23 protein-coding genes, 1 rRNA gene and 1 pseudogene are annotated in these 25,541 nt (G+C 40.6%); 23 read left to right on the top strand and 2 right to left on the bottom strand.

Annotated elements, in window-relative coordinates:
- Positions 1-27: 27 nt before the first annotated feature.
- From rrf to hisC, 10 genes and pseudogenes are all read left to right on the top strand, one after another.
- Positions 28-142: ribosomal RNA gene (gene rrf, locus F907_RS03575) — 5S ribosomal RNA — on the top strand.
- A gap of 156 nt (positions 143-298) precedes the next feature.
- Complete coding sequence (locus tag F907_RS03580; RefSeq protein WP_016653008.1) at positions 299-979, top strand: response regulator; 681 nt, start codon at positions 299-301, stop codon at positions 977-979.
- Positions 980-1,302: 323 nt separating this feature from the next.
- Entirely contained in the window at positions 1,303-2,751 is a 1,449-nt protein-coding gene (locus F907_RS03585; RefSeq protein ID WP_016653007.1) for an RNA polymerase factor sigma-54, read from the top strand.
- Between the two features lie 168 nt (positions 2,752-2,919).
- Positions 2,920-3,261 (top strand): ribosome hibernation-promoting factor, HPF/YfiA family, encoded by a 342-nt coding sequence (hpf, locus tag F907_RS03590; RefSeq protein ID WP_004655596.1) that lies wholly within the window; start codon positions 2,920-2,922, stop codon positions 3,259-3,261.
- Positions 3,262-3,396: 135 nt separating this feature from the next.
- Entirely contained in the window at positions 3,397-3,648 is a 252-nt protein-coding gene (ibaG, locus tag F907_RS03595; RefSeq protein WP_005151378.1) for a BolA family iron metabolism protein IbaG, read from the top strand.
- Positions 3,649-3,654: 6 nt separating this feature from the next.
- A complete protein-coding gene (gene murA, locus F907_RS03600; RefSeq protein WP_016653006.1) occupies positions 3,655-4,914 on the top strand; it encodes a UDP-N-acetylglucosamine 1-carboxyvinyltransferase in 1,260 nt (419 codons plus the stop codon).
- Complete coding sequence (hisG, locus tag F907_RS03605; RefSeq protein ID WP_005239568.1) at positions 4,911-5,600, top strand: ATP phosphoribosyltransferase; 690 nt, start codon at positions 4,911-4,913, stop codon at positions 5,598-5,600. The genes murA and hisG overlap by 4 nt, the downstream gene beginning before the upstream one ends.
- A gap of 94 nt (positions 5,601-5,694) precedes the next feature.
- Positions 5,695-5,934: pseudogene (locus F907_RS19305) on the top strand (DUF4272 domain-containing protein); the annotation flags it as partial.
- A gap of 131 nt (positions 5,935-6,065) precedes the next feature.
- Positions 6,066-7,355, top strand: a complete 1,290-nt coding sequence (hisD, locus tag F907_RS03610; protein WP_005272886.1) for a histidinol dehydrogenase — start codon at positions 6,066-6,068, stop codon at positions 7,353-7,355.
- Between the two features lie 61 nt (positions 7,356-7,416).
- Entirely contained in the window at positions 7,417-8,502 is a 1,086-nt protein-coding gene (gene hisC / locus F907_RS03615; RefSeq protein WP_016653004.1) for a histidinol-phosphate transaminase, read from the top strand.
- 6 nt (positions 8,503-8,508) lie between these two features.
- Here the strand turns inward: hisC and F907_RS03620 are convergent, their stop codons facing one another.
- On the bottom strand, positions 8,509-9,852 hold the full coding sequence (locus F907_RS03620) for an anthranilate synthase component I family protein (protein ID WP_016653003.1): 1,344 nt from the start codon (positions 9,850-9,852) through the stop codon (positions 8,509-8,511).
- Between the two features lie 526 nt (positions 9,853-10,378).
- Between F907_RS03620 and filA the strand changes: the two genes are divergently transcribed.
- The 6 genes from filA (at position 10,379) to filF (ending at position 18,737) form a co-directional block, all read left to right on the top strand.
- Positions 10,379-11,326: a putative pilus system protein FilA gene (filA, locus tag F907_RS03625; protein WP_005272895.1), complete on the top strand. Its 948-nt coding sequence runs from the start codon at positions 10,379-10,381 to the stop codon at positions 11,324-11,326.
- 411 nt (positions 11,327-11,737) lie between these two features.
- Positions 11,738-12,571: a putative pilus system C39 family peptidase FilB gene (gene filB / locus F907_RS03630; protein WP_005239555.1), complete on the top strand. Its 834-nt coding sequence runs from the start codon at positions 11,738-11,740 to the stop codon at positions 12,569-12,571.
- A 46-nt stretch (positions 12,572-12,617) separates the two neighbouring features.
- Positions 12,618-13,778 carry a putative pilus system protein FilC gene (gene filC, locus F907_RS03635; RefSeq protein WP_016653002.1) on the top strand — a complete coding sequence of 387 codons (1,161 nt, stop codon included), beginning with the start codon at positions 12,618-12,620 and terminating at the stop codon, positions 13,776-13,778.
- 15 nt (positions 13,779-13,793) lie between these two features.
- Positions 13,794-15,458: a putative pilus system OmpP1/FadL family transporter FilD gene (filD, locus tag F907_RS03640; protein ID WP_171068391.1), complete on the top strand. Its 1,665-nt coding sequence runs from the start codon at positions 13,794-13,796 to the stop codon at positions 15,456-15,458.
- Positions 15,458-16,699 (top strand): putative pilus assembly protein FilE, encoded by a 1,242-nt coding sequence (filE, locus tag F907_RS03645; RefSeq protein WP_016653000.1) that lies wholly within the window; start codon positions 15,458-15,460, stop codon positions 16,697-16,699. The genes filD and filE overlap by 1 nt, the downstream gene beginning before the upstream one ends.
- Before the next feature lie 19 nt (positions 16,700-16,718).
- Complete coding sequence (filF, locus tag F907_RS03650; protein WP_016652999.1) at positions 16,719-18,737, top strand: putative pilus system protein FilF; 2,019 nt, start codon at positions 16,719-16,721, stop codon at positions 18,735-18,737.
- Positions 18,738-18,778: 41 nt separating this feature from the next.
- Here the strand turns inward: filF and F907_RS03655 are convergent, their stop codons facing one another.
- Entirely contained in the window at positions 18,779-19,327 is a 549-nt protein-coding gene (locus tag F907_RS03655; protein WP_032862360.1) for an NUDIX hydrolase, read from the bottom strand.
- A 120-nt stretch (positions 19,328-19,447) separates the two neighbouring features.
- Between F907_RS03655 and F907_RS03660 the strand changes: the two genes are divergently transcribed.
- The 7 genes from F907_RS03660 to fghA all read left to right on the top strand — a co-directional run bounded on the left by F907_RS03660 (position 19,448) and on the right by fghA (position 25,540).
- Positions 19,448-20,062 (top strand): CoA pyrophosphatase, encoded by a 615-nt coding sequence (locus F907_RS03660; RefSeq protein ID WP_005272911.1) that lies wholly within the window; start codon positions 19,448-19,450, stop codon positions 20,060-20,062.
- A gap of 24 nt (positions 20,063-20,086) precedes the next feature.
- A complete protein-coding gene (locus F907_RS03665) occupies positions 20,087-20,614 on the top strand; it encodes a gamma carbonic anhydrase family protein (protein ID WP_162616986.1) in 528 nt (175 codons plus the stop codon).
- Positions 20,615-20,745: 131 nt separating this feature from the next.
- The gene (gene tsaB, locus F907_RS03670) at positions 20,746-21,444 is read left to right on the top strand and encodes a tRNA (adenosine(37)-N6)-threonylcarbamoyltransferase complex dimerization subunit type 1 TsaB (RefSeq protein ID WP_016652997.1); all 699 of its coding nucleotides are present in this window, start codon (positions 20,746-20,748) and stop codon (positions 21,442-21,444) included.
- An 8-nt stretch (positions 21,445-21,452) separates the two neighbouring features.
- Positions 21,453-22,274, top strand: a complete 822-nt coding sequence (locus F907_RS03675; RefSeq protein ID WP_005272920.1) for an undecaprenyl-diphosphate phosphatase — start codon at positions 21,453-21,455, stop codon at positions 22,272-22,274.
- The gene (locus tag F907_RS03680; RefSeq protein ID WP_016652996.1) at positions 22,274-23,077 is read left to right on the top strand and encodes a class I SAM-dependent methyltransferase; all 804 of its coding nucleotides are present in this window, start codon (positions 22,274-22,276) and stop codon (positions 23,075-23,077) included. The genes F907_RS03675 and F907_RS03680 overlap by 1 nt, the downstream gene beginning before the upstream one ends.
- A 209-nt stretch (positions 23,078-23,286) precedes the next feature.
- A complete protein-coding gene (locus F907_RS03685) occupies positions 23,287-24,732 on the top strand; it encodes a C13 family peptidase (protein WP_016652995.1) in 1,446 nt (481 codons plus the stop codon).
- Positions 24,701-25,540 carry an S-formylglutathione hydrolase gene (fghA, locus tag F907_RS03690; protein ID WP_016652994.1) on the top strand — a complete coding sequence of 280 codons (840 nt, stop codon included), beginning with the start codon at positions 24,701-24,703 and terminating at the stop codon, positions 25,538-25,540. Before F907_RS03685 ends, fghA begins: the two co-directional genes overlap by 32 nt.
- Position 25,541: the final 1 nt, after the last annotated feature.

Genomic DNA, 25,541 nt, shown 5'->3' with positions numbered 1-25,541 from the left:
TAAGACCCGAAAGCACCACAACAGTTTGCTGGCGACAATAGCAAGAGTGAACCACCTGATCCCTTCCCGAACTCAGAAGTGAAACCTCTTAGCGCTGATGGTAGTGTGGCACTTGCCATGTGAGAGTAAGTCATCGCCAGCTTTTAAATACGAACACCCCCTAACTAACGTTAGGGGGTGTTTTTTTATGCACGGAAGAAAATAGAAAAAACTTTATTTAAAGAATATTTGATAAGAGTCGTAAAAAAAGTATCATTTTGTTTTATATGCATTATTGAATAGAATTTATAATTTTAAAATGACTATTGATGATCTTGTAAAACTTTTTGATGCTATTTCTCGTTTATTATCAGTAGTGGTATGGCCAGCTATTCTTATTTTTGTGCTAGTCCGTTTCAAAGAAGCATTTAAGAGGTTCTTTGATAGTTTAAGCGAGTTTTCTTTTAAAGGAGGAGGGCTGGAAGCCTCTGCGAAAAAACAGATTCAAGCTGCTGCGAATATTGCAGCAGTTTCAGCGGTAGATACTCGTGAAAAGAATACCCCTCAACAAGCAGCAGAAGCTGCAGCGGAAGTAGTTTCTGAAGCTCTTACAAAGCGCACTATTAAGCGGGCTAGTAAAACAAAAATTCTTTGGGTTGATGATCAACCAGATAATAATATTGCGGAAAGGGAAGTTTTTGAGGATTTAGGTATTGTAATCCGTCTTGTGACGTCGACTGAACAAGCAATGGATTATCTTTCTCGTGAGCGTTTTGATCTTGTCATTAGTGATATGGGACGACCTCCTGATCAGCGAGCAGGCTATACTTTACTCTCTCAAATGAAGGCTTCTAGAATAAACATTCCTTTGATTTTTTACGCTGCTGGAGGAAACATTCCTTTGCATCGTCAAGAGGCTCTAGCCAAAGGGGCCTTTGCTTCTACTAATGGTTCAACTGACTTATTTCAATATGTTTTCAAAGCATTAGATAGATTGTAGTGAATATTCAAGCTAATAAATTTTAATGGTTGAGTTGTTATTAAATTTTTTGGTGAATTTGAATATTTAAGGTTCAATCAAAGGCTTTACTACTTAAGAGCAAAATTATTGGGTTGAAATCTGGTGGCAATCCTTAAATGGCTAAATTACTTTTAAATCATTATTGATCTTAAATATATTTTTATAAAATATTTGTACTTTTGCTAGTTTTTTGAACAGATAAGTCAGATGAAAGGCTTTTTCCTTGTATGCGTAAACATTGCTTTATGTTATAAATAATTTTATAGGCATGTTTTTTGCTTATTTAAATAAAAGGAAAGACTATGAAATTATCTGTTGGATTGAAAGTTGCGAACAGTTTATCGTTGACTCCTCAATTACAGCAGGCCATACGTCTTTTACAACTTTCAAGTTTAGAACTCGAACAAGAAATTCAAATTCAATTAGACAGTAACCCATTGCTTGAAAAAATAGAAGAGATGGGCACAACAGAAAGTCTTTCCTCACTAGAAACAAAAGAAACTGGGGACTTAACTACAGAACTTAATGCAGATCATCTTCCGAATGATTTACCTGTAGATACTGAATGGGATGATATTTATACTCATCAATCAACTGCATTAGCTTCACCAGAATATGAAGAAAGAGAAGACAATCGCCAAGCACAAATGAGTCTGAAAGAGCATATCCTAGATCAAGTCAATCTCTTGCATTTTTCGACAGTTGATAAATTGATTGCATATTGCATTGTCGATTCCTTGGACGATAAAGGATTTTTGGATGCCGAATTAGAGGATATTCTGCTGGCTGTCTCTCGGCTCTTACAAGAAATGGAGAGCGACGAAGAGGTTGAAGAAGATGAAATTATTGTCGTTTTAAAGCATATTCAACGTTTAGACCCTATAGGTGTTGGCTCAAGAAACTTAGCTGAATGCCTGAAAATTCAACTTGAAACAGTGCATGAGAAAGTTCCTTATTTGGCAGAAGCTAAGAATTTATTGAAATATTATGAGCTGCTTATTTCTAATGATTTGAATAAATTATTAAAGCAAACAGGCCTATCTAAAGAGCAATTGAAAAGTGCGGTTGACCTACTTAAAACCTTAAAGCCATATCCTGGTCTGGAGTTTAATCAGCAAGATTCTGAATATCAGGTTCCTGATGTTGTTGTTTCTAAAAAAGACTTACATTGGCAGGTTCAACTCAACCCAGATATTCTTCCTAAATTGCGGATTAATTCATTTTATTCAGGGATGATACGTCGTGCAGATCAAAGTGAGGATAATGTCTATCTGCGCAATCAAATGTTAGAAGCAAAGAATTTTATCAAGAGTATCGATGAGCGCCATAAAACATTGTTAAAAGTGGCAACCTGTATTGTTGAGCATCAGCGTGCTTTTTTAGAGCAGGGGGCAGAAGCAATGAAGCCTTTGGTGCTTCGTGATGTGGCGGAGGAAGTTGAATTACACGAATCAACGGTTTCACGCGTGACCACCAATAAATATATGCTGACGCCACGTGGTTTATTCGAATTGAAATACTTCTTTTCAAGTCATGTTGGAACAACAACAGGGGGAGAAGCTTCGTCAACCGCGATACGTGCCATGATTAAAAAACTGGTTTCGAATGAAAATCCACGTAAGCCTTTGTCGGATAATGTAATTGCAGAAATGCTGAAGGATGAAGGGATTGAGGTGGCTCGACGCACCGTGGCAAAATATCGTGAATCGTTACATATTCCTTCATCATCTGAAAGAAAAGTCTTGATCTAAATTTTAAGGTGTGACTATTCTATTGGTTCATTATTACGGAATAATGAATTTTTTATAGTCACTAGAGGAATCGCTGAAATGATTTAATGGATGTTAAACCACTGATGTGCATTAAATTTGCTTGAGCGATTGTCTTGTATCCTGAGAAAAAAGGTGAGGGATAGAATTATGCAAATAACGATTCGTGGACACCATTTAACCATTACACCAGCTATTGAAGAAAATATAAAAGAAAAGTTTAGTCAAATGACCAAGCATCTTGATCAGGTCAATAGCATGCAAATCAAACTGGCTAAAGATCATCAAATTGATAAACGTTCACACAAGGGAAGTGCAAACCATATTGCAGAAGCAATTATCCGTTTGCCGGGGGTGGAACTGTTTGCACAGGCGACAGCCGATGATATGTATACTTCGATTAGAAAATTGACAGATAAATTAAAACGTCAGCTTGCAAAACATCGAAAAATTCAATGTTCTTATCAGCATGAACTGGCTCTTTTGAGTTAATTTTTCATTTTTAAAGAGGCTTTTAATCGAGCCTCTTTTTTTATTGATAAAAAAAGAAACTGCTTACTGAATTATGTGAAAGAGTTATAGTAAAATAGCTCGTTTTACACCAATGGTTGTATAAGAGGTCTTGAAATGAATAGTGAGCAGCTCACGCAAATTTTAAAAGAAGCTTTCCCTGAAGCAGAAGTAGCAGTGAGCGGACAAGCTGGGAAATTTGACCTTCGCATTGTTGATGATCAGTTTGAAGGTAAACGTACCGTTGCTCGTCAACAAGCGGTTTATGCACCTCTAAATTCTTATATCGCGAGTGGTGCAGTTCACGCTGTTACGATTCGTGCAATGACAAAAGACGAATGGCGCAAAGCAAGCCTTTTCGGAGCTTAAATATTAATGGATAAGTTTTTAATTACGGGCGGTGTTAAGCTCGAGGGTGAAGTACGCATTTCTGGTGCAAAAAATGCAGCCCTACCTTTACTTGCAGCAATGATTTTGGCTGACTCTCCGATTACGCTGACCAATGTTCCAAATCTAAAAGATGTAAACACGTTAGTTAAATTGATTGCTGGTCTAGGCGTGACCATGAGCTATGAAGGTGAAACGGTTTGTGCTGATGTTTCAACCTTAGATAACCATTTTGCGCCTTATGAACTGGTGAAGACCATGCGTGCATCTATTCTGGTGCTTGGTCCATTATTGGCGCGTTATGGTAATGCCAAAGTATCATTACCAGGTGGCTGTGCCATTGGTTCACGTCCAGTGGATCAACACTTAAAAGCGTTAGAGGCTTTGGGTGCACAGATTGAAGTTGAAAATGGTTATGTCCATGCTTCAGTTGATGGCCGTTTAAAGGGTGGCGAAGTTGTTTTTGATATGGTCACTGTTGGCGGTACTGAAAACATTCTGATGGCTGCGGCACTAGCGGATGGTGTAACCACGATTCGTAATGCAGCACGTGAACCAGAGATCACCGATCTTGCGCAAATGCTCATTAAAATGGGTGCCAAGATTGAAGGTTTAGATACGGATACTCTAGTCGTTACTGGTGTTGAAAGTTTGCATGGCTGCGAATATGCGGTGGTTGCCGATCGTATTGAAACAGGTTCATATTTAGCTGCTGCTGCTATTACCGGTGGCCGAATTAAAACCACGCATACGGATCCAGCATTGTTAGAAGCAGTATTGGATAAGTTTGAAGAAATGGGTGCCGAAGTGACCCGTGGGGATGACTGGATTGAATTGGACATGCAAGGTAAGCGTCCAAAAGCAGTGAGCTTTAGAACATTGCCACATCCTGAATTTCCAACCGATATGCAAGCGCAAATCATGGCAGTCAATGCGATTGGTCGTGGTTTTGCAACAATTTCAGAAACAATCTTTGAAAATCGTTTTATGCATGTCCCAGAACTTTCACGTATGGGTGCAAATATTCAAGTGGAAGGTCATGATGCGGTCGTGACTGGCGTTGAAAAGCTTCAAGCAGCACCTGTGATGGCCACTGATTTACGTGCATCATTCTCGTTGGTTCTCGCGGCATTAGTAGCAGAAGGTGAAACTCTGGTTGATCGTATCTACCATATTGACCGTGGCTATGAACACATTGAAGAAAAATTGCAAAGTTTAGGTGCTCAGATTAAGCGAGTAAAAGGATGAATGACTTAAGAAACGATGATCCAAATTTTGACGTAATGGGCAATTTTGATCATGGTTTAACTTTAGCACTCAGTAAAGGTCGTATCTTAAAGGAAACATTACCCTTACTTGAAAATGCGGGCATCAACCTACTGGAAGATCCTGATAAATCACGTAAACTGATTTTTCCAACCACGCATAAGAAAGTTCGTATCTTGATTTTACGTGCTTCTGATGTGCCGACTTATGTCGAAAATGGCGCAGCAGATTTTGGTGTGGCAGGTAAAGATGTGTTGATGGAGCATGGCGCACAACATGTTTATGAATTGCTTGACCTGAAAATTGCCAATTGTAAGTTGATGACAGCGGGTAAAGTTGGAATGGAGCGTCCGAAAGGTCGTTTGAAAATTGCAACCAAGTACGTGAATCTAACGCGCCAATACTATGCAAGCTTAGGCGAGCAAGTTGATGTGATTAAGCTTTATGGTTCAATGGAGCTTGCCCCTTTGGTTGGGTTAGGTGATTACATTGTCGATGTGGTCGATACCGGTAATACTTTACGTGCCAATGGTTTAGAGCCATTAGAAGAAATTTGCAAAGTTTCTTCACGCCTGATTGTGAATAAAGCTAGCTTTAAGCGTAAGCAAGCCGTGTTAAATCCGATTTTGACTCAGCTTGAAGAGGCTGTGAAATCACGTTCAGCATGATTTTGTATGATGATAAAAAAAACCGTTCTTCTGAGCGGTTTTTTTTATCGCTTGAGTTTATGGGGAGGTGGAAATGCCTTTCTTTAAGATTTGGGTCTCTGTGTGTGGCTCATTTGATGCGTTTATGCAGCAAGTTGAGTTAAGAAGTATCGATGAAATTTTAGATCAGGCGGATCTGATCTATCGCTATGATTGAGCATGTGTAGATGTCCGCTTAAAACAACAGAACGCGCCTGAAAATTTAAATGCTTCGGTTGTTGTCGAGCGCCATGGTGCTTTAAATTGGCTGATACAACACGATGGAGACTGGGATCATCCTGATCTAAATACATAAAAATTAAAAGATTTAAGCCTGAAAATGATTTTTCCTATTAAAGCAGTTAGAAATGCTGGTGTTATCTTGTCCACAAGTTGGATGAAAAAGAGTAAACTTAGCGCTCTCTTATTCGCCTTGTGGGTAAATTGATGCGACGTTTATCGACTCAGGATCAGAACTTTAAACAGACTTTTGCTGAACTTTTAGCATTTGAAACTGTGAATGATCCTCAATTAGTACAAACTGTGGACCAAATCATTGCTGATGTTCGTCAGCATGGTGATGAACATGTACTTAAATTAACACAACAGTTCGATCGACATCCAGCGCATCAATTCTCTGATTTAGAACTGACCCAATCACAACTAAAAACTGCATTTGAAGGCTTAAGCACTGAAATTCGTGAAGCTTTGGAATTGGCTGCAAAACGCGTTCGTTCGTTCCACCAAGCACAAAAGCAAGAAGGCTGGACCTATGTGGATGAGTTGGGCAATACCTTAGGTCAGAAAGTTACACCGCTTGATCGCGTGGGGATTTATGTACCTGGTGGTCTAGCCTCTTATCCGTCATCAGTGTTAATGAACGCTTTGCCAGCACATGTAGCGGGTGTTCCTGAAATCATTATGGTGGTTCCAGCTCCGAATGGTGAATTGAATCCATTGGTGTTGGCTGCTGCCTATTTGGCAGGGGTAAGCCGTGTATTTACCATTGGTGGTGCACAAGCCGTTGCGGCATTGGCTTATGGCACACAAACCATTCCTGCGGTCGATAAAATCACAGGACCGGGCAACCGCTTTGTAGCAGCTGCAAAGCGTGCAGTTTTTGGACAGGTCGGGATTGATATGATTGCAGGACCTTCGGAAATCTTAGTCTATGCCGAAGGCGAAAATAATGCTGAATGGTTAGCGATGGATGTCTTGTCTCAAGCAGAGCATGACACCGTTGCGCAAGCCATTTTTATTACGCCTGATGAAGCACTGTTAAATGCTGTGGATGCAGCCATTGAAAAGCATTTAAGTGAATTGCCAAAAGCAGAAATTGCACGAACCTCGATTCAAAATCGTGGTGCATTGGTATTGGTCAAAGATCGCGCAGAAGCGATTGAGTTGATTAATCAGGTTGCACCAGAGCATTTAGAACTTTGCCTTGATGAAGCTGAATTAATGAGCCAAGAGATTCGTCATGCTGGCGCAATCTTTATGGGACGTTATACACCAGAAGCGATTGGTGATTATTGTGCAGGCCCCAACCATGTCTTGCCGACATCAGGTACTGCACGTTTTTCTTCACCGCTCGGTGTTTATGATTTCCAGAAGCGTTCAAGCCTGATTATGTGCTCACAGGAAGGTGTTAAAACTTTGGCGAAAACGGCCGATGTCCTCGCGGTACAAGAAAATCTTGATGCCCATGCACGTTCAGCCCGTTATCGTTACCAATAACTGATTCAAAGATTGATAGGGGCTGGTTAGCCCCTTTTTTAGGATACATGAGAGTAGAACAATGGCGTTTACAACAGAACAAATGCGTTTTTGGAGTCCTGAAGTTCGTGAATTAGAGCCGTATGTGCCAGGTGAGCAACCTAAAATTCAGAACTTACTCAAACTGAATACCAACGAAAATCCATATCCGCCATCGCCAAAAGTCGTGGCAGCGGTTGAAGCAGTTTTGGCTAATCAAGCGGATGCCCTACGTCTTTATCCAGATCCTGATGCAACGGCACTCAAGCAGGCGATTGCAGCACAGCAACAAGTAGATATCAGCCAAGTCTTTGTCGGCAATGGTTCGGATGAGGTGTTGGCGCATATTTTTAAAGCCTTTTTTATTCAAAAAGAGCCGATTCTTTATCCAGATATTACCTATAGTTTTTATCCGGTTTATAGTCAGTTTTTTGCAACGCAAACCAAGCAGATTCCATTGAATGATAAGTTCGAAATTGATGTATCGGATTATGCACAGGAAAATGGCGGGATCATTCTTACTAATCCGAACGCGCCAACCAGTATTGCATTAGGATTAGCGCAGATTGAGCAGGTGCTTAAAGCCAATCCTGATCGCGTGGTGGTGATTGATGAAGCCTATGTCGATTTTGGTGCAGAATCAGCAGTACAATTGGTCAGTCAATACGACAATTTAGTGGTTTGCCAAACGACATCGAAATCTCGTTCATTGGCGGGCTTACGTGTTGGCTTTGCGATTGCGCAAGCGCATTTGATTGCGGCACTTGAAGCAGTAAAAAATAGTTTTAACTCTTATCCAATGGATCGTTTCGCGATTGCAGCAGCTGTCGCCTCATTTGAGGATCAAGCTTATTTTGAGGCGCAATGTCAAAAAGTGATTGCGAGTCGAGAACACTTGGTAAGTGATCTTGCCGCTTTGGGCTTCGAGGTTTTACCATCCAAAGCTAATTTTATCTTTGCGACACATCCACAACATGATGCGGCACAACTTGCTCAGCAACTGCGTGAACAGGGCATTATTGTGCGTTACTTCAACAAACCACGAATCAATCAATTCTTGCGTATCACAATTGGTACCGACGAACAAAATCAACGTTTTGTGGATACCCTGAAAACGAAAATTTTATAAGTTGATTTAATTGTCAGTTTTCTGCCATGTATTGAGTAAATCAAGCATGGCAGAAATTTTATCAAAGCATTCTTGATATTCGGCTTCTGCATCAGAGGCGATGGTAATGCCTCCACCCGCCCACAGCGATAATTGATTTTGGTATTGCTGAATACTGCGAATCAAAATATTCCAGCAACCCGTTCCATCAAAATTAAAATAACCTAAGCTGCCACAATAGGCGCCTCGTGGAGCACCTTCTAATTCTTCAATAATTTGCATCGCCCTGATTTTGGGTGCACCTGTAATTGAACCACCCGGAAGGGCGGATAACAACATTTGCATCGGGTTAATCTCGGGTTTTAAGGTTGCCGTGATCTCACTGACCATGTGATGTACTTGATTAAAGCTCTCAATTTCAAAGAGTTTGATGGTATTTACTGACCCTGTTTCTGCATAAACACTTAAATCATTGCGAAGTAAATCCACAATCATGACATTCTCAGCCTGATCTTTTTCAGAACTGCTGAGCTTATCTTTGGAGATTTTGTCCTGCTCAGGATCATCAAAACGGGGCATAGTTCCCTTAATCGGTCGTGTTTTGATTTTTCGATTGGTTTGAAATTCAATAAATAGTTCGGGCGAGCAGCTGAGTAATTCGAAATCATTTATTTTGAGATAACCCGCATAAGGGGCATGGGTCAGCTCCCATAAATCTTGTGCACGACTTAAAAGTGAGCCTTGTGTCTTAGCGACAAACTCTTGGGTTAAGTTGATTTGATAGCAATCTCCTGCTTTGATGTATTCCTGAACTTGATCAAATGCAGTGCGATATTGTGGTTTAGACCAACGAGGTTGACATTGCTCGTTTAAAGTAAGCGTATTGGGTTGTTTAGGCGTGTTGATCAAGTTAGCAATGTATTGATAGAGAGTTTCAGCCTCATCTTCATCACTGTAAAAATACCAAGCCCCATTTTCGTACTTTAAAAAACTGGTGTATTGGCCTAAAAAAAAGCGAGGTTGTGGGTGAGCAGCAATGTCAATAAATTGATCTGCACTATAGTCATAGCTAAAGAAACCAATATATCCACCATAAAATCCATCAGACTGCTCGGAGGAAGAGGTAGCATCAAACTGAGCGAATTCTAAGGGAGTGTTCGCTTCTGATTTGGTTTGATATTGATTGAACTGTATTTGTTGGAACTGCTGCAGTCCAGCATGCTGAAAAACTAAAAACTCTGTGGGTAAAAAGGCAATTACAGGCGAAGCTTGGTTGTGCAAATAAACCAATCCCGTTAAATCATAAAGTCGGGACAGAAGCTCAAATGCAGAAGTGAGTTGCGTGTTAAGCTTTTGCTGAAAATAAGACATAAAAACGGAAATACTTGCATATACATTTGGAAAGAAGAATTGTACTACATTCAAAAAGATGTGACTGGTTTTTATCAAGTCATTCAGCACAAAGCGAATGGTGTTTAAATGGAGTGAGGTGTTGTATTTATACTTAGATCAAAATTGATGAGTGGTCGATCAAACCTAAGTTTAGAAAGGCATTTTGTTAACAGTTTTGTGCTCAAGATTAGAACCAGTGAATAGAAGTTATAGGAAACATGATGTGTGTTGTTAAAATAGATTATGTAAAAATTATTAACGTATACATAAGCTTACAGATTGGAAAAGAAAATTGCCGAATTGAGCGTTTTATATGCCGTTTATCGGGTTGTAGTTAAAAAGCAATTAACAGGAGTTGAACATAAAATAACAAACGGGTAATTTAGTAATTGCTAAGCGAACTACTCAAGGATTGGAAGTTCTAGTTGTCATTTAAGAATAAAACGACCGTGGACAGTTTAGAGTAGTGTAAGTCAAAAAATAAATGCTCTTGGGAGAGTGCTCAATGAAAATGTTTGCTAAACTAGCTTTAGTTTCTTCAATGGCGATTAGCGCAAATGCAATGGCTATGCAGTCAATGGATGATGCTGCACTAAGCGCTGCAACTGGTCAAGATGGTATTAACATTGGTCTAGGTGTTACATCTGTAACGATCGATAAATTATTAATTCATGATAATGATGGTTATGCGAATAACGGTGGCGCAGCTGGTACTATTGGTTCCGGTGGTACAGGTACAGCGGGTGCGATTGTTGTAAATAACGTGGCAATTACACCAAATACGGCAGCATTATTGCCTTCTCATAATTTGGCCGACTTAAAAATTGATACGGATGCAGGTACTACAGCAACAGGTGGTGCGTTCCTTAACGTTGCAGCGAAAGTATCTGGTTTGAATATCGCTGTTGGTAAAATTGAAGTAGCTGCTTCAGGAACAGCAGGTACAACCAGTATTCAACGTGGTACAACTGGTACATCAAATGAAATCCTATCTGGTTTAACTTTAAAAACAGGTACGATGGATGCGAATATCCAGTTAGGTGCTGCTCCTCAAGGCGCAATGATCATGTTGAATACAACGATGACTGGTGGCTTGGAAATCACTGATCTCGGTATTAAAGATAAATCAACAATTGGTCAAACAACATTGAATGGTGTTGCAAGTACACTTGCTGGTGAAATTCGTTTAGACAGCATCAAAGTTGCTGATAGTGGTGGTACTGACATGACCGTTAAGGCAAATGTGAGTGTAGTTGGTGAAAGTACTGCAGGTGCTAATGACGGATACTTAAGAATTGTCAGCCAATCTCCAGCAAATGGTTCAGATATTTATATTAAAGGTGTTCATTTAGGTAGCGCTACTGCTGGTTCAATTGGTGATGTAGAAATTCAAGGGTTGAAAACTACATATGCTGGTGGTAACGGTGCGGCAATTACGATTTCTGGTCACTAACCAGTTCTCAAACAAAAAAAGCGCTTTTGCGCTTTTTTTTGTTTTTAACATCTAAATTTTTTTGCAAAATACAGAAAAATATATCCAATACTGATCATATCGATCCAACTGCTATAGTTGTTATTTTATGCCTAGAGTTTAATCATTTTAACCTGCGAACATCGTGCATGTCTTATGTTTAAAATGGAGAGGAGGAAAGAATTCTTTGTTATAGAATTGTTCACTTGCAACAGCGAATTGTTTAATTGTAGAGCTAATTATAAAAAAAATAACATTTCGTCAAAAAAAACCAAAAAAAAGATGTATTTTTTTAGAAAAAAAGGTATCTTCAATTTGCAGGGATGTAGTGTCAGTAGACACTGAAAATAAAATGAATAAGGCAAGTGTTGCCATTGTTAGAAAAAGAGACTTATGTTAGAGATCGCTTTAGGCTCGGCATTGATGTATTACTTTACAACGCAAGCCTTTGAAATAGAAAAAAAACCAGAGGGGACTGTGTATTACACAGAAACCTTGGATTCTCGTTATCCTTCTTTCACTCGTAATCACCGTGAATCGGTCGTCATTAAACCAGCAATAGAAGAGCAATTTCGTGGGATTGTACGCCAAGCCTATGACTATAGTTGCGGATCTGCTGCGTTGACGACTTTATTAAATGGCTATGGTGGTTTACGGCTGACTGAGCAACAAACCATGAGTGGTCTGCTGCAATATGGGGAATATCAACGGATTATTGAGCGCCGCAGTTTTTCTTTATTAGATATGAAACGTTTTGTCTCGGCTTTAGGGATTAATAGTGGGGGATATCGCGGGGAATTTTCTGATCTTATTTCATTAAAACAGCCGGCGATTGTTCCTATTACTTATGCTGGATTTAAACATTTTGTAGTATATAAAGCATATAAAGATGGAAGAGTTTATGTTGCTGATCCTGCTTTAGGCAATATCAGTTTTGATGAAACTCGATTTAAAGAAATATGGGATAACAATACTTTATTTATTGTGGATATTCCTCAGCAATATCAAAAGAGTTTATTGGCCTTACAAGATGCGGATATGCGTCATGTTGAGGATGCTACTGTAAACCGATATGCGCTTGCTGAGATTCAGTTCCCAACACAGAAATTTGAACGCATTGCGGATAAAGCTTCAACTATGCGCCGAGTATTGGATTCTGATCCGAAATCTGCAACTTATAATCAGCCGATCACCACCTATATGCGCTTATATTACAAGCGGAAGTAAGTTTAGAAAAATCAGTAAAATTAATGTAATAGGATGCAAAAGTAAAATGAATGGTACATGGATGAATATGAGTGTGTTAGCCTTAAGTTTAAGTGCTATCACATCAACACTTTACGCAGCAGAACAACAGCCACCTGTTGAGGCAGTCGATGCTCAAGTTGAACAATCTGCATCAGAAGCCAAGAGTGCTGCTGAAAATTCAACAGCTCAAGTGGGTGAGGCAACTGCTACTACGGGGAGTAGCCAAGCAGATCAAGCGGCCAGTGCTTTGCAAAAAAAAGAAAGTGATGCAACTCAGGAAACAAATTTACAAGAAGTCTTTACCTCAAATGAACGCCAGTATTCATTAATTAAAAAAGGTGTTTTTTCATCTTATTATGATTTGGATTATACCTATTATCGAGATAGTCGCCTTGATCTGGCCGTGAATGATAGTAATAGTTCATTATCAAGATTACGGGTAGAAGAAGATGCTAACCATACCTTGACCAATACATTTACGGTTCAATATGGTTTATTAGATAATGTGACGCTGTCTGCATCTTTGCCTTTCGTTGCAAAAAAAGACTTATTGAAAGACCAGACTACCGCGGGTCTGGGGGATATTAATTTAGGTGCGCGTTGGGAACCATTTCCATTAAAGCAAGGCCGATTGCCGTTGGTCTTATTTGGTAGCTTATCAACTAAAACAGGGGATAGTCCTTACGATGTCGGAATGGATGAACTATCGACAGGTAAGGGTTACTACTCGGTTGGTGCTGGGGCAAGTACACGTAAATATATTGACCCCGTTGTCTTGTTTGCTTCAGTTTCAACGAGTTATGGTTTTAAGGAGTCGGGTTTAAATCAACAACGCGGTGCTAATATAAATACTGGTAGCCCGCGTATTCTCGAAAGTTTTGATCCTGGACTCAGTGGTGGATTTTCTTTCGGGTTTGCATACTCCTTTAACTATGATGTGTCTTTAACCATGTCATATCAACAAAGCTTTAACACCGGTGCAAAATTCTACTTTAGCGAGGGAGAAAGCTATAAATCGGCAGATCAAAGTAGTGCCATGTTGTCATTTGCTTTAGGGGTACGCGTATCACCTGAAACTATTGTCAATGGTACGGTTGGTATTGGTTTAACTGAAGATGCACCGGATGTATCACTGGGCTTGTCTTTCCCGCTTGATATCATTGGTTTTGGTAAAAAAGTCCGTTAAGGAGATATAATAATGGTGAAAAGCCTTAAATTATGTCCATTAACGATAGCAATTTTTTTTGCAGGACTATCAAGTGCGACTCATGCACAACTTGGACAAGACTTATCTGTAGATTTACGTTCTTTGGCATTGGGGAATGCCGTAACTGCTGATCCACCGGGCATTAGTGCTGTTCACTTCAACCCTGCAGCACTTGCTAAGTTGGATGGACTACAAACAGATGTACAAGGGATTCTTGCTAATTTTGCAATTAAGCGGGACTATTCAGCACCAGCAGGTTATAACGTTTTTGGTTATTCTGATGATCCGCTTGTCTGTAATGACGGACCTGAAGTTGATTCGAATATTTGTACCAATTTCAAAGGTACAGTCAGTGGTGATGTTGAATATGCCAGTATTTATGTGCCTATTCTAAAGAAAATTGTCGATTTAGGTCCGAACTCCCCTTTGGTTGCTCCAACTGCTGGTATTTCTTATAAGCCGCCAGGTTCAAAAGTGACGTATGCGACAGCCGTATACGCCCCGCTTGTCGCTGGATTCGGAGCAGAAGATGGCAACCCGAGTAACTATATGGGACAACAGGTTGCATTAGAACGGATTACTTATCTATCGCCATCTTTTGGTTATCAGGTTAATGATAATTTATATCTAGGTGCATCCTTCGGGATGTCTTACCAAGCCATTGCGCTGAAAACAGATTTGCGTTTTCCTAATGAATTAATTGGCGTTCTTCGCATGGTCGATGAAGTGGTTTGTGGGCCATTTAAACAAAATGGGGACATTATTACCGATCTTTTACTTTTCGGTATGTGTAATGCCAAAGAAGGAATGAACCCATTCAATAAAGTTGGGGCTTTGGATGTTTCTCTAGAACAGTCTTTAAGTCCAAGTTATAACTTGGGTTTACTTTGGGAACCAACGGATGATTTTAGTTTTGGTATGGTTTATCAAAGTGAAGCGAAGATGCGTTTGCATGGTAAATACCTCATCAATGTCGCGAATGCACCACGAGAATTAATCGCGGGTCTTAACTCATCTGCAACAGGGCAAATTCTCGCTGCAATTTTAGGTTTCCCTGGTTATGCACCTGCTGTAGAGTCTGGCTTATTAGCGATGGACTTTAAGTATCCACAACATTTTAAAGCTGGGATTAAATATAAAATATTACCTGATTTACAAATGAACTTTGATTTGGGTTGGACTGACTTCTCGGCCTGGGATAAATTCAAATTTGAATTTGATCGACAGATTTCGTTATTAAAAGTTGCCAAATTACTTTCTGCGGATGTGACAGATCGTTCATTATCCTTGCCATTAAAATTTCAATCTTCTTGGCGTTGGGGAATTGGGTTTGAGTACTCGGCAACAGACCGTCTGAAATTACGGATGGGCTATGAACCGCGTACGAGCTCTATTCCAGATGATAAGCGGAATACGATGGTGCCAATTAACAATGCACAATTGTTTGGTTTAGGTGTAGGTTATCGTTTCGATCAAGATACCGACTTGGATTTATCAATTGGTTTCTTGCGTAGTCGTGATGATATTCCTGCAAATACCAGTAGTTTATCCAATAAAACTGGGGTAGATAACCTCTTGCTAAACCCATATGCGGGTTTAAATGTGAAAACAAATACCAAAGTCACTCTACTTGGGATTAATTACAGAACAAGATGGTAATGAAAAAGAAAAGTACTCAACATCAGACACTTGCAATTTCATTATTTTGCTTAATGATTACAAGTGTCTCAGGCGTTTATGCAGATGGCTTCTATACGATTATTGGACCAGATGGTCGTCCAATGGTAGTGCCGATGAAAATTGGAAAAAAAGAAGTAGAGCCAAATAAGCAGAAGCAGGAACTTCGTACTGAAAAAGCCCCTTCGTCAGTTAGTGATCATTCAAATACAGTGAAGTTTGTCGTTGAACCAGTTCAACAGAAGAAAATTGAATTTTCTCAGTCATCTGATCTAGGACAGAATCCACCCAAGATAACTAAAAAGATTGACGTTACTGAGCCAGTAATAACAATAGCTGAGCCTAAAATAGAATCAAGCCTTCCAGCTAAAGTGATTAACAAGGATTCAGAAAAAGTTGTTTCGAAGATTGTCGAAAAATCAAAAGCCACCCAGACATCTTCAAATACTTTGACGATAGAAAAGCCAATAATTGACAAAAAATCAGCGATTATAGAAAAAGCTCCTTTGACTCATAGCGCTTCTAATGAGGTACTTTCATCTACTGGATTTAGTCAAGTAGATGGTGTTGATTATGTCAATAGTGAGTATTTAGAAAACCAAGAGTTTAATTTAGATGGTAAAAAGCGTTTCTATACCATGCCTGATGGTACTGGCCGTTTGGAAACCATTGAAAGGAAGAAAGGCGTGAGTCGTTCGGTCTTGGATAAATTGCTCAATCGTTCACAACAATCAACAGCACCAATTGCATTGGCAGGAACTTATGTGCGTTTATCCAGCGAAGATTTAAAATCTGCATTTGAGAATGACCGCTGTTTTATTGATGGCTATAAAAAATCGATTAAAACACTTAAGCCGAATAAAGATGTCGGGCTTTGGCCACGTAAACCACTGAAAGAAAAATTTGAATATGAGTTGGTCAAAATCGACCCCGCTATTCAATATATGCAGATAGACTCATATTCTTCAAACAGTGAAAAACCAGTCTATTATTGGCCACTCGTTGTATTTTTGGATGAAAAAGGCTGTATTGAAGAAGGCGTAAGTGGATTTAAGAGTACTAAAACGGTTGCGACGGTATTACAACATTCTGCGATTCAAGGTGTGATAAAAGTACCTCAGGGTGCTCATTACATGATGATGACACCGTTAGCATCTGCAGTTGATGTCTCTGAGCCTGAACTCTCAAATCAAGGACAGTTAAAAATTTCTGTTTTACAGTAAGCATGGATAGGATTAATCAATGATGAACAAAAAGATATTATTACCATTTGCTTTTTCAGCATTGGCTATTTTTTTACATGGATGTGGTAGTGAAAGCGCGAAGATCAACGAAGATCCAACAAAAGGCACGATAGGCGTTACCTCAAATACCAGTTGCAGTATTAGTGCAACAGACTGCTTGCAATTTGTATTGGATTACCCAGTAGCAGGTCTAAATTTTGATTGTAGCAGTGATAAAGTCAATCATTTTGCGACGAAACTGGATAGCAACATCGTTACTGGGGCTTGTAAATTAGGTGATACCGTTAGTTTTTATTTACAGGGAGCAGAAAGCTCAAGAAAAATCAGTTTGGGCACCATTCAATTAGATAAAATCACTAAAACAAAAGTGGCTGGAGTACCTGCACGAATTCGGATTGTTGATCTTGCGATGGGACTGACAGGACAAACACCTGCTAGTTTAAGTATGAGCGACGATACCATAAGGGTGGCGATGGCTTTGGTGAAAATTTTCCAGAGTCAAAGTATTGCTGATGATACGAATACGATTGGTGACGTACAGCCGATTGAATTCACACCTGAAAAGAAAAATACGCTTTCTAGTATAAGCGGAGATATTGGCGCTACAGAATTAAAGAGCGGTGCCTATGCGGGGATTCTCAAACCCTGGTTAGATGTCGGTAAAATCAGTGATGAACAGGCATTCGCAGTGGTTACTCAATTACTGAATTTAAGTAATATGGGCATTTGGTATGCAGAATTACCTATTTTTAAAGCAGGAAGTAATGGGGCTGTTGTTGAAGTTCCTAATGAGGGAAGTGGTGTATTTCCTGATGGACTGTTTGGATGTAATAGAGACCTGTATACAGACTGTCTTAATACTAAAGATGGTAAGGGTGCAAATTTATTACACTCGATGGGGCGTTTTGAGCTATTGACTGATCGTCAGGGATATATCATTGGCTCTGGCCAACAGTGGCGTGGTAGTCCCGTGATTACCAATAATGTTGTATCTCCGCCAATTGTATTGCTTGGAACGACCAAACCTGACAAGCTGCAAATCAAAGCGCAAAACCAATGGTTTAACTTGGTTAATCAAGAAATCAACCCAAATCAGCCGTTACGTTTCACATTAAACAGTAATGCATCCGAAGATGTGTTAATGACTCAAGGGAAATTGATTAATGGAACCAATATTGCGAGTACCGAAGCTGTTTATCGACAGTTAATGAAGTTTAAATCTACAGACCCATTTAACAATGCAAAAGATCTAGGCGCGTGGCAGCAAAGTGTTGCTGGTGTGAACTATAAAGGGGTGACGGATGTATTTAAAGTCAATCCAGCCAGCTATTTACCAAAAGATGTCTTTACCACAGAAGCCAATGTTCGGTCTGGACAACGTTATGCTTTCCCTCTCTATGCAACCCTGACCTTTAAATTTCAGGATACCACTATTGCACCAGTGGATTTAGGTATTGTGATTGATGAGCATGGTGATATTCGTACTGATATTAAAAAAGATGCAACTGCAACGGATATGTCTGGAAACTGCGCCAAAGCAGAGCCACAGTCAGATGGTAGTTTGCTTGATGAATATGGTGTAACACAGTATCGGATAGGTACGACAGGTGGAGCACTTTATTCAGCCAATGATAAATCGATTACAGTACGGATGATTTTTGCAAATTCAAAATTTGGTGCAATTGATGGGGTATTACTTGGTTTGAATTTTACCTCTTTAAATGGTCAAAATAATATTAGTGGTGCAAAAATCAATGTGCATAACTTATTGAATGGTCAGGCAACAGGAATTAACTTAACCAACTTCTCTAATAATACGGTGTCTTGGTTGAATAACTCGGCTTTATATATGACCTCTTATATCAATGCTTATGATAAAGAGGGAACAGATAAGAGCAAATTTGTTGAACCAACAGCTCAAGAACGTGCATTTGCAAAAGGTTATCAAGGAACTGCAAGTATCCGTATTGCAGATCAAAAAATTCCAGCATGTAATGCCATTAAGATAAAATCTTAATTGAGGAAATAAAAAAGACCGCATCCGCGGTCTTTTTTATTTTAACCAGTATGATCAAGCCGGGTTCCGAGCGTTTCTAAATGGGTTGGAAATAGTCCAGTCTTACGGTCAGCAAAATAATGTCGAAGCGTTTGTTCCACACTTGGGAAAGCCAGTTCTGTCCATGGAATTTCATGCTCTTCGAATAGACGGCATTCAATGCTTTCTTCACCAGCACCAAATAAACCTTGTTTTAAGTGCGCTTTAAATAACACATAGATTTGCCCAATACGTGGGATATTGTACATACAATACAGTTGTTCGATTTCTACTTCGGCCTCGGCTTCTTCACGGGTTTCACGTGCAGCACCTTGCTCCATGGTCTCAAATAATTCCATATAACCAGCAGGTAAGGTCCATAGACCATAGCGGGGCTCAATTGCGCGGCGACATAACAGAACTTTGTCATCCCAAAGAGCCAATGCGCCGCAAATCACTTTTGGGTTTTCGTAGTGAATGTTGCCACAATGAGTGCAGACAAGTCGTGATTTATGATCACCTAGTGGAATTTTTGCTTCAGTTTGATGCCCACATACAACGCAAAAGCTCATAATTATCATCAGCCGTAGAGATGACTCAGCATAACTGAATTTTGATGACTTCGCATCATGATCTATGATTGCAGTTAAAAATTCGGCTATGATGCTGATTAAGGAATAAGAGAAAAAGAGATGAGTCATATGGAAGAACCATCGTTAATACAGCTTTTACAACAACGGTTGCGTTTTTCCAAACGGATCCAGCAGGCAGATGCCGCTGTTTTGATTGCGATTACCCATGAGCCGCAGCCGAAAGTTTTACTGACACGCCGTTCGATGCAATTATCTCAACATGCGGGTGAGGTGTCTTTTCCGGGTGGAAAAAGAGACCCGAGTGACACCAGTAATATTGTGGTTGCCTTACGTGAGGCACAAGAGGAAACCGCGCTCAATCCGTTTGATGTCAAACTGTTAGGTGATTTACCGATTCAGCGCGCCCGCAGTGGGTTGTCTGTTAAACCGATTGTGGGATTAATACCCGCTCAAGTGGATTTAATTGCTCAGCCGACCGAAATTGACCGAATTTTCTTTGCACCTTTACAAGAGCTGATTGATGCTCCGCCTTTGCCTTATGAAGTGCGTTTAGCTCGACAGTCGCTTTATTTTCCGAGTATGCAGGTCGAAAGTGAAATTGTCTGGGGATTGACGGCTCGCATGCTGATTTCTTTATTCCAATACGGGTTAGGCTATCAAAAAAATTGGCCGTTCTTGGTGAATCCACCTCACTTTGGTATTGCAAAGTTCTAATCTTTAAAAGAGTTTTTTATCATGATGTATACCTATCAGGGATTGAGCCCAAAAGCATTACATGAACCTTGGGATGGTTGGATTGCACCAACGGCGACCGTGATTGGTCAGGCTGAATTAGGACGACAGGTTAGCATCTGGTTTGGTGCTGTGGTTCGTGCCGATAATTGTGTAATTCGGATTGGCAACTTTTCCAATATTCAGGAAAATGCAGTATTACATACTGACGCGGGCATTGAGTTGAATGTGGGTGAATATGTCACGATTGGGCATAAAGTAATGCTGCATGGGTGTACCATTGGTGATAATTCACTGATTGGCATGAATGCGGTGATTCTGAATCATGCCGTGATTGGGAAAAACTGTATTATTGGCGCTAATGCATTAATTCCTGAAGGGAAAGTGATTCCAGATAATTCGGTGGTGATGGGATCACCGGGTAAAGTGGTGAAAACGCTGGATGAACAGGGTGCTGCACGATTGCGTTTAAGTGCATTGCATTATGCAGAACATTATAAAAAATTCTTAGATTTAGAGCCGTTCCAGTTCTAATCATTGCAGTGGAAGAAGCCAAGTTTATACTTGGCTTTTTTATGGCGATAAAAAGACAATAACTCGCCTATCGCGTTTGAGTGGAGTATGATACGCGATGTTTTTTATCTCTTTTTCTCTAAGGTTTTTGCATGAAGTTGCTGGCATTGGAAACTGCAAACGAGCAGTGTTCTGTTTCATTAATCCATGATACTGAAGAACTCTATTTTCAATTGGATGAGCGAACCAAAGCACAAACCCAAACCATTTTGCCTCTAACTGAACAAGCCTTATTGCAAACTGGTACTGAGCTGGCCGATTTAACTGCGATTGCATTTAGCCGTGGTCCGGGTTCATTTAGTGGGGTACGCATTAATGCAGCAGTGGCACAGGCTCTAGCATGGTCTCAGGATTTACCTGTCATTCCTGTTTCAAGTTTGCAGGCTTTGGCACAAGCAGCTTATCGCCTTAACGGTTTATCGCAAGTAACTGCTGTCCTTGATGCACGTATGCAAGAAGTCTACATTGCCAATTTTAGTCTGGATGCGCAGGGCATCATGCAGGCCATTGATGAAGAGAAATTGTTGAGTTATGAGCAGGCTACTGCTTATTGTAAATTTACAGCCATTGGCTCGGGTTCAGAATTAATTAAGCCCACTGAAATAAACTCAGAAGAGGCTTCTGGTCATCAAGCGACAAATGTAAATATCAAGGCAACGGCGCAAGATATTGCTGCAATTGCTCGAGTTTATGCGGAACAACAAAAATGGGTGGATGCTGAACAGGCACTGCCTGTGTATTTGCGTGATGATGCTTGGAAAAAAATTCCCGAACAAGGTAAAACAAATTAAGGTTAATTATGGATCTTTTATTGCTATTTAAAGCAGCAATTATGGGGTTGGTGGAAGGGATTACTGAATTCCTCCCCATTTCGAGTACAGGGCATCTGATTTTGGCAGGCCAACTGCTGGATTTCTGGACCGTTGAAAAACGAGATATGTTCGCGGTCGCGGTACAGATTGGTGCGATTGCAGCTGTAATTTACGAATATTGGGGTAAATTGTGGGGTGCACTGATTGGTGCACTGACGGGGCAGGAACAAGGGCGTCGTTTAAGTCTTAACTTAATTATTGCTTCAATCCCGATTGTGATTATTGGGTTGACCTTTGGTGATGTGGTCAAGGCCTATTTATTTAATGCGATTACGGTTGCGATTGCCTTGATTGTGGGCGGCTTTATTATTTTATGGGCGGAACGCCGTCCACATCAGATCGTCACGCAAGAAGTGGATGATCTGAGTTTTAAACAAGCCACTTTAATTGGTTTGATCCAGTGTTTGGCTTTATTTCCAGGGACGTCTCGTTCTGGCTCGACCATTATTGGTTCATTATTCTTAGGCGTGTCACGTAAAGCAGCAGCAGAGTTTTCCTTCTTTTTAGGAATTCCGGTACTGATGGGTGCTGGCTTACTGGATATGTATAAGATGCGTCATGAGTTGCATAGCAATGACATGCTGGTATTAGGCGTTGGAATTATCGTTGCTTTTATTTCAGCATTGATTGTGATCCGTGCGTTGATCCGTTATGTGTCTAAACACGACTTCACTGCATTTGCTTATTATCGCATTATCTTTGGTTTATTTATTCTCGTGACATGGTGGACAGGTTGGGTGCATTGGTAATGCAGATGGGGTGTTGGTACCCAGCGGAATATGAACAGCCGTTTCAACAACTGCAAACTCGTTTGGCTGCACTGAATGTACAGCTCAACGGGCAGGTGGTTGAAAAGATCAATGCCCGTTTTTTGCGTTTGAATCCTGACATGGCATTGGTTCTGGATGAAGATGGCCTCAGCCTTGCCGCCAATGGTATGAAAATGCAGCCAGATTGGCGTGGGGAAATTGCTCGCCTGAAAAGAGCCAGCCTAAAATCTGAAATGATTGCACGCGCATGCCAACTGGGTGAAAAGCCAACATTAATTGATGCCACCGCAGGTTTAGGCCATGACAGTTTACTCATGGCCTATTTAGGTGCTGATGTTCGTTTGGTTGAACGTCATCCAATCTTATTTGTGTTATTGGAATATAGCAAAGCAAGTGCTGAGCACGATCCATTTTTGCAAAGCTTTATGCAGCGGATAACGCTGATTTATGCTGATTCCAACACGTATTTACAGCAACTGGTTCAGCAAGGTGAGCAAGTGGATGTGGTGTATTTAGATCCAATGTTCCCACAGCGTGATCAGAATCAGCAGGCGGCCAAGAAACAGGCACAAGTCAAAAAACAAATGCAACTATTGCATATGTTGTTACCTGAAGATGGGGAGATGGATTTAGGGGATCAATTGCTACATTTAGCAACACAGATTGCTAAGCGTGTCATTGTGAAGCGTCCACGTCACGCAGTTTATCTGGCCGACCAAGCTCCAGACCACCAATGGCTAGGGGATGCCTGTCGTTTCGATGCTTATTTTCCAAAAGGTTAAATTTAAATCAGAATTGAATGATTGTTTGGCTTGCGTCAATGCTCGGTAAAGATTTGTGATATAGTGCAAAAGCATGATTGCTAAAAAATTCTTGTCGAGCTTACACTACAGTCACGCATTGCGTCTTTTAGGAAAAGTACTGCGCATTCAATCACTAGAATGGCATATTTTCAGTTTAGGCTTGAAAAGAGAAACTCCCGAAGAATTTTATGATAGACCTCAAACCCTCCATTAATATCTGGCATGATTTTAAAAGTAACCAAATTGCTGGCATGTGGTTGTTTCTGGGGTCGCGCCGTTCCTTGCAGGTCGTACATCCCTCGATTACCCAACTGATTATCTGGGGTATTTTAGGGGGCTGTACCAACTCGCTTTATAGCTGGCTGGTTGCTGGTCAGATGGGGGAGTTTAATACACAAGGCCTGATTGGTTATGCCCTTTGGCCATTTATTGCCTTGATTGTCGGTATTTTCCTCTCGCAACGCATGAATCAGCCACGTTTAATGTTAGTGCCAGCCTTGTTATGGCTGGTACTGGATACCAATATTCTGCTGTTGCAATGCATCATCCAATATCTCGGCTCAAACGGCTATCTCAATTTCATTCCTGACAGTATTTATAACGGTTTCTTACCGCCACTATTCGTTGGGCTGTTTGTTTGGCAAAGTCTGGCTGTGATTTGGGTATTTTCTCGCGCCTTGAACTGGCCATGGTGGGAACGTGCTTTGGTCTTTGTTGCAACCATTGCCACCATGGTGGTTTGGCAACTTTCAGTGAAAGATCAGCCGATCTGGAAAGTGGAAGAAACGCCACCAAGTTTTGCCGAAAATGCCTTTTATGCACAAAGTCATTTGCTTGATAAAGCATTGGATCAGATTCAATATGGGGATATTGCCAAAAGTCACTGGTACTTTATGGGCGTCGCAGGCGATAGTTATGTGGATGTATTTAAGTCTGAAATCGAACGTATAAGAGAACAGTTTGATACGCGTTTTGGCACCTTCGGACGTTCTATTATGCTGATTAATAATCCAGCGACACGTTTGGATGTCCCGATTGCGTCTAAAACCAGTATGGAGTTGGCTTTACGCCGTATTGGTCAACAAATGAATCGTGACAGTGATGTCTTGTTTCTTTACATGACTTCACATGGTGAGCGTAATCATTTTGAAATTGAAAATGCACCTTTGGATTTAGATCAAGTTGATCCAAAATGGTTGAGGGAAACCTTGGATAAATCGGGTATTCGCTGGCGTGTGATTGTAATTTCAGCCTGTTATTCAGGGAGTTTTGTTCCTGCATTACAGTCACCTGATACTTTAATTATTACCGCATCTGCGGCGGATAAAACCTCTTTTGGCTGTAACAACGAAGCGGATTATACTTATTTCGGTCGAGCATTCTTTGACTTGGCAATGCGCGAACAATATTCAATGAAAACCGCATTTGAGCAGGCCAAACAAACGGTGACCAAATGGGAAGTTGCGCAGGGGGTGGAACCTTCTGAGCCGCAGTGGGCAATTGGGAAAAATATGGAGTTGATGCTGCCACAGCTTGAGCCATATTTATTTCCAACCCAGAATATTGCATCAACAGATATAACGAAAACACAGGGTGATGAACATGCAGCTACTGCAAAAAAACCGTTGTTTTGAGGGCGAGCAACGTATTTATCAACTTGAGTCTCGGCACCTTAAGGGAACAACTAAAGTCGGGGTATATTTACCACCCGCTGCTTTAGCAGGGAAGCCTTGTTCCGCTTTGTTTTATCTTGCGGGACTGACCTGTACCGAAGAAACCTTTGCCATCAAAGCACATGCACAACGGATGGCTGCTCGATTAAGCCTGATTTTGATTACACCTGACACTTCGCCTCGCGGTGAGAATGTTGCACAAGGTGATCATTGGGATATTGGCCAGGGGGCTGGTTTTTATCTCAATGCAACCCAACAGCCATGGGCAGCGCATTATCAAATGGAATCTTATCTGGTTGATGAACTTTATGCACAGGTCTTGCAACAATTACCTGTAATTGAAAATCAAGTTGGTATTTTTGGACATTCAATGGGTGGGCATGGTGCCTTGACCTTGGCCTTTAAATATCCAGCACAATTTAAATCAGTTTCGGCCTTTGCCCCAATTTGTGCACCCAGCATTTGCCCTTGGGGGGAAAAGGCATTCACTCAATATTTAGGTGCAGACCAACAACAATGGCTCGCGCATGATGCGACGGCTTTGGTGCTGCAAAAAGGCAGTGTATTTGACGAAATCTTAATTGATCAAGGTTTGGATGATCAGTTCTATGCGCAATTAAATCCTGAAAAGTTTAAGCAGGCCTGTCTGGATGCAGGCCAACATCTGACTTTACGCCAACACAAAGGCTATGATCACGGCTATTATTTCATTCAAAGTTTTATCGATGATCATTTACAGTTTCATGCGATTCAGTTAGAAAAAAATTAAG

The sequence above is a fragment of the Acinetobacter colistiniresistens genome (assembly GCF_000413935.1).
Taxonomy (GTDB): domain Bacteria; phylum Pseudomonadota; class Gammaproteobacteria; order Pseudomonadales; family Moraxellaceae; genus Acinetobacter; species Acinetobacter colistiniresistens.
This window is presented reverse-complemented; position numbering and strand designations above follow the sequence as displayed.

Bases quoted from the DNA above. Each gene is read 5' to 3' on its own strand.
- F907_RS03580 (WP_016653008.1), top strand. From the start codon at position 299: ATGACTATTGATGATCTTGTAAAACTTTTTGATGCTATTTCTCGTTTA.
- F907_RS03585 (WP_016653007.1), top strand. From the start codon at position 1,303: ATGAAATTATCTGTTGGATTGAAAGTTGCGAACAGTTTATCGTTGACT.
- hpf (WP_004655596.1), top strand. From the start codon at position 2,920: ATGCAAATAACGATTCGTGGACACCATTTAACCATTACACCAGCTATT.
- ibaG (WP_005151378.1), top strand. From the start codon at position 3,397: ATGAATAGTGAGCAGCTCACGCAAATTTTAAAAGAAGCTTTCCCTGAA.
- murA (WP_016653006.1), top strand. From the start codon at position 3,655: ATGGATAAGTTTTTAATTACGGGCGGTGTTAAGCTCGAGGGTGAAGTA.
- hisG (WP_005239568.1), top strand. From the start codon at position 4,911: ATGAATGACTTAAGAAACGATGATCCAAATTTTGACGTAATGGGCAAT.
- hisD (WP_005272886.1), top strand. From the start codon at position 6,066: ATGCGACGTTTATCGACTCAGGATCAGAACTTTAAACAGACTTTTGCT.
- hisC (WP_016653004.1), top strand. From the start codon at position 7,417: ATGGCGTTTACAACAGAACAAATGCGTTTTTGGAGTCCTGAAGTTCGT.
- F907_RS03620 (WP_016653003.1), bottom strand. From the start codon at position 9,852: ATGTCTTATTTTCAGCAAAAGCTTAACACGCAACTCACTTCTGCATTT.
- filA (WP_005272895.1), top strand. From the start codon at position 10,379: ATGAAAATGTTTGCTAAACTAGCTTTAGTTTCTTCAATGGCGATTAGC.
- filB (WP_005239555.1), top strand. From the start codon at position 11,738: ATGTTAGAGATCGCTTTAGGCTCGGCATTGATGTATTACTTTACAACG.
- filC (WP_016653002.1), top strand. From the start codon at position 12,618: ATGAATGGTACATGGATGAATATGAGTGTGTTAGCCTTAAGTTTAAGT.
- filE (WP_016653000.1), top strand. From the start codon at position 15,458: ATGAAAAAGAAAAGTACTCAACATCAGACACTTGCAATTTCATTATTT.
- filF (WP_016652999.1), top strand. From the start codon at position 16,719: ATGATGAACAAAAAGATATTATTACCATTTGCTTTTTCAGCATTGGCT.
- F907_RS03655 (WP_032862360.1), bottom strand. From the start codon at position 19,327: ATGAGCTTTTGCGTTGTATGTGGGCATCAAACTGAAGCAAAAATTCCA.
- F907_RS03660 (WP_005272911.1), top strand. From the start codon at position 19,448: ATGAGTCATATGGAAGAACCATCGTTAATACAGCTTTTACAACAACGG.
- F907_RS03665 (WP_162616986.1), top strand. From the start codon at position 20,087: ATGTATACCTATCAGGGATTGAGCCCAAAAGCATTACATGAACCTTGG.
- tsaB (WP_016652997.1), top strand. From the start codon at position 20,746: ATGAAGTTGCTGGCATTGGAAACTGCAAACGAGCAGTGTTCTGTTTCA.
- F907_RS03675 (WP_005272920.1), top strand. From the start codon at position 21,453: ATGGATCTTTTATTGCTATTTAAAGCAGCAATTATGGGGTTGGTGGAA.
- F907_RS03680 (WP_016652996.1), top strand. From the start codon at position 22,274: ATGCAGATGGGGTGTTGGTACCCAGCGGAATATGAACAGCCGTTTCAA.
- F907_RS03685 (WP_016652995.1), top strand. From the start codon at position 23,287: ATGATAGACCTCAAACCCTCCATTAATATCTGGCATGATTTTAAAAGT.
- fghA (WP_016652994.1), top strand. From the start codon at position 24,701: ATGCAGCTACTGCAAAAAAACCGTTGTTTTGAGGGCGAGCAACGTATT.